Source organism: Vibrio sp. 03_296 (genome assembly GCF_002265885.1).
Genome location: NZ_NPKW01000082.1, coordinates 1 through 4,274, shown reverse-complemented (window position 1 = coordinate 4,274; position 4,274 = coordinate 1). Strand labels below are relative to the sequence as shown.

Here is a 4,274-nt window from a genome sequence, read left to right as displayed (position 1 = left end):
TTCGAGTCCCGTCCGCTCCGCCACTTATTTAGAAACCCAGTCTTCGGACTGGGTTTTGTCGTTTTCAGCGTGATGAATTTTTCTTTCAAGGGAATGCATCTTGCTCATGTCATACCAATCTGGAAAATTAACTGTCAGGTCTATCCATCTTCTCGAACACATCTGTCTGACTCTGGCCGAACATTCCAAAAAACTCTTCCAAGCCCTACATACTTTGGAGACAATGCCTTCGTAATCCGCAAAAGATGGATTGGCGAGATAGTGTTGTCTTAACCTACTCCACACTTGTTCTATCGGTTTTAGCTCTGGAGAATAGGGTGGGAGCTTGATGATACTGACATTATCAAATGGCTCTGCAATGTCATTGGTATGCCAACCCGCGCCATCCATAATGACCACTGTGTGACGACTTTTTTCGGTCACCGTGGAGAGCTACTTCAGATGCTCAACCATAATGTTCTTGTTAACACAAGGAACGACCATTGCCTGGCCAATACCTCTAGCGGGACATACTGAGCCAAACAAACACGCATGTTCAAACTGCTGCTGTTTTACCACTCTTGGTCTTGAGCCACGCTCAGCCCAAAGTCGAGTTGTCGTGTTTTGCTGGGCGACTCGTTCTTGGTTTCTCTTGCAGTCCTTCAAGCCCTTCTTCAAGGAATGTTTGTACCCATTGATTCACACTGGTTCTGCTTACCTTAAGGAACTTAGCAATTTGGGTTCGAGAGTAACCATCTTTAAAGTGGGCCAATGCGAGCAATCGCACTTTCATTTGAATAGATTTTTGTTGGCTAGTAAGTTTTTTGAAATCAATGTTATTGAGACTGTCCATAGTGTCATTTATCACGAAGAAGTAACAGCCTCAATTAGTTCATATTTTTTAGTTAGGTTGGTATAAAACCATCATGTTTTTCTTAGATTGGTATTAAATCACGATGTATTTACTTTCAGCGACTTTCCACAAGGCTTGAATTAGGGGATTTTCGAGCTGAGATTTGATGCAGCATACTCCCAGTTCAAAAGGTTTAATGGGAGCGACTTTTAATCTCTGTATTTTCTCTTTGACTGGGCTGTTATTGATCACAACATCTGGCGCAATACCGATCCCACATCCCAAAGCGACCATACTCACAATCGCTTCATGACCTGAAACCTGAGCATAAATATTGGGTTTAATTTTCATTTTCTTAAACCAAGTATTAGCCCTTTCTCTAGCGGTACCGGCTTCAGGAACTATATAGGGGATCGAAGACCAATCAGGTTTATCGCTATTCATTTCATCCGTGAAACTGCTCACTCCTTGAGGGGCAATTACAGAGAGCGGAATTTCGCTGATGGGCTCAAAAGCCACTTTTGCAGGTACTGTGTCTGGCTTGGCGGAAATAGCAATATCAGCCTCTCCATTCAGTATTTTATCCATGGCTTGTGCAGGATCACCGGTAGATATTTTGAATTCAATGAAAGGATGTTGTAGTCGAAATTCAGAAAGAAGTTCTGGTAAGTGGCTATAGCTGGCGGTGACGGAACAAAATAAGCGTATTTCCCCTTTGAGTTCGGTTTCTGAATGACGGTTTTGTAATTGATACTGCTGCCATTCGTTAAGCATTTTAAGCGCAACTGGCATCAATTTTTTTCCGGCAGGTGTTATATCAACACTACGATTGTCTCTAGTGAAGAGTTGTTGGTTCGTTTCCTCTTCTAGCTTTTGAATTTGACGACTGAGCGCGGATGGACTGATGTGCATTGCTGCTGCCGTCTTGGCAAAGTTCTTACTATCACAGAGGTGAATGAATAACTGTAAGCTTTTGATGTTCATTGTATATGTGCTTCCGTGTTGCATTATTTGCAATTACTAATTGTGAATATATCACTTTGAGCAACTTAAAGTCTGCTTTAGTATGAATTCATTCGGTGAGTAACCACCGACCATGATGGATGAATTTTAAGGAGAGCCCTGATGGCGAACTATTTCAATACTTTGAACCTTCGTGAGCAACTAGACCAATTGGGTCGTTGTCGTTTTATGGATCGCAGTGAATTCGCTACAGAGGCGGATTATCTAAAGGGTAAAAAAGTCGTCATCGTAGGTTGTGGTGCGCAAGGTCTAAACCAAGGTCTAAACATGCGTGACTCCGGTCTTGATGTTGCTTACGCACTGCGTCAAGCTGCGATTGATGAGCAGCGTCAATCATACAAAAATGCGAAAGAGAACGGTTTTGAAGTGGGTAGTTACGAAACGCTGATCCCTCAAGCTGATCTTGTTGTTAACTTGACGCCAGATAAACAGCACACCAATGTGGTGGAAACCGTAATGCCTCTGATGAAAGAAGGTGCAGCTCTAGGCTACTCACACGGTTTTAACGTTGTTGAAGAAGGCATGCAAATCCGTAAAGACCTGACGGTTGTTATGGTGGCGCCTAAGTGTCCTGGTACAGAAGTTCGTGAAGAATACAAACGCGGCTTTGGTGTTCCTACATTGATTGCTGTCCACCCAGAAAACGATCCAAAGGGTGAAGGTTGGGACATTGCGAAAGCTTGGGCGGCTGCGACTGGCGGTCATCGTGCGGGTTGTCTAGAGTCTTCTTTTGTTGCTGAAGTGAAATCAGACTTGATGGGTGAGCAAACCATTCTATGTGGCATGCTTCAAGCGGGTTCTATCGTATGTTACGAGAAGATGGTTGCGGAAGGCATTGACCCAGGTTACGCAGGTAAATTACTGCAGTACGGTTGGGAAACCATTACTGAAGCACTGAAGTTTGGTGGTATCACTCATATGATGGACCGTCTATCAAACCCAGCGAAGATCAAAGCATTTGAGCTTTCTGAAGAGCTGAAGGATTTGATGCGTCCTCTGTACAACAAACATATGGATGACATTATCTCAGGTCACTTCTCTAGCACTATGATGGCTGATTGGGCGAATGATGATGCAAATCTGCTAGGCTGGCGTGCTGAAACGGGTGAAACGGCATTCGAAAATTACCCATCAACGGATGTTGAAATCTCTGAGCAAGAGTATTTTGATAACGGTATCTTAATGGTTGCTATGGTTCGTGCTGGTGTTGAACTTGCGTTTGAAGCAATGACGGCTTCTGGCATTATCGACGAATCAGCTTACTACGAGTCGCTGCATGAGTTACCACTTATCGCAAATACGATTGCACGTAAGCGTCTATACGAGATGAACGTGGTTATCTCAGACACAGCGGAATACGGTAACTACCTGTTTGCTAATGTGGCAACACCGCTACTTCGTGAGAAGTTTATGCCTTCGGTCGGGACAGATGTGATTGGTAAGGGGTTAGGTGAAACCTCTAATCAAGTTGATAACGCGACGCTCATTGCCGTCAATGAAACTATCCGCAATCACCCTGTTGAGTACATCGGTGAAGAGCTGCGTGGTTACATGACTGACATGAAACGCATCGCTGTTGGTGGCTAAGTCTCGTTTATCCACCTATCCTCATTCTAGTGTCTAAAAAGGGCGCTAACAAAACTCCAGACAGACTGGGGTGATAAATACAAAAGAAAACACAACATGTAATTAAAAGGCTTGGTCTCTGACCAAGCCTTTTGTTTATTCGCTTATCGGTGCTTTAGGAAGAAAGACGCTCTAACTGTAGCGTTGTGGGGATTACTTACCAGCGAGCTTTTCTTCAAGCTCTGACAGTTTCTTTTCCATCTCGCTTAGCTTTTGACGAGTGCGCAGTAAGACTTGCGTTTGCACATCAAACTCTTCACGGCTAACAACATCAAGCTTGTTGAGCTGGCCTTGAATTACTTGACGGATTTTTTGATCCACATCTGCACCTAAATCCTTAACGGGTTGTGGCATAGAGTCGTGAATTTGTTTTGCAATCTGCTCAATTTTCTTTGGGTCAAACATGAGGTAGCTCCTGATTTCTTTGTTGGTATTCTATGTAATTGACTGGCGAAAGTCGCTATCTCCAGCGTAAAAAAGCGACACAGATGTGGCGTGAAAAGTAACAAAAAGGCCGCATAAGCGGCCTCAGACTGCTGACAAAGGTCTAGCTTTCGAGCTAGACCTTTGATCTAATAGGGGTATCGAAATATGGATACTCCGATATGCTTCAAGAACCCACCCCGCAACAATACGAACTGGAAATGGTGACGATGGAACAGTTAGTTCCTAAAGACCATTTAGTGCGCAAAATCGATAATGCTATCGACTTTGAATTCATTCGTGATGAAGTCGCTCATCTTTATTGTAAAGATAATGGGCGTCCACCTGTTGACCCTGTTCGTCTCTTCAA

General features: G+C 43.7%; 3 protein-coding genes and 2 pseudogenes. 2 read left to right on the top strand and 3 right to left on the bottom strand.

Annotation, left to right across the window (positions count from 1 at the left end):
• Positions 1-144: 144 nt before the first annotated feature.
• Both CIK04_RS10630 and ilvY read right to left on the bottom strand, forming a co-directional pair.
• Positions 145-832: pseudogene (locus tag CIK04_RS10630) on the bottom strand (IS630 family transposase); the annotation flags it as partial.
• 93 nt (positions 833-925) lie between these two features.
• The gene (ilvY, locus tag CIK04_RS10625; protein WP_045628730.1) at positions 926-1,816 is read right to left on the bottom strand and encodes an HTH-type transcriptional activator IlvY; all 891 of its coding nucleotides are present in this window, start codon (positions 1,814-1,816) and stop codon (positions 926-928) included.
• Positions 1,817-1,957: 141 nt separating this feature from the next.
• On the opposite strand from ilvY, the gene ilvC reads away from it, so the two are divergent.
• On the top strand, positions 1,958-3,442 hold the full coding sequence (ilvC, locus tag CIK04_RS10620; RefSeq protein ID WP_011079096.1) for a ketol-acid reductoisomerase: 1,485 nt from the start codon (positions 1,958-1,960) through the stop codon (positions 3,440-3,442).
• 192 nt (positions 3,443-3,634) lie between these two features.
• Here the strand turns inward: ilvC and CIK04_RS10615 are convergent, their stop codons facing one another.
• A complete protein-coding gene (locus tag CIK04_RS10615) occupies positions 3,635-3,886 on the bottom strand; it encodes an accessory factor UbiK family protein (RefSeq protein ID WP_045594363.1) in 252 nt (83 codons plus the stop codon).
• A 200-nt stretch (positions 3,887-4,086) separates the two neighbouring features.
• Between CIK04_RS10615 and CIK04_RS10610 the strand changes: the two are divergent.
• Positions 4,087-4,274: pseudogene (locus CIK04_RS10610) on the top strand (IS5/IS1182 family transposase); the annotation flags it as partial.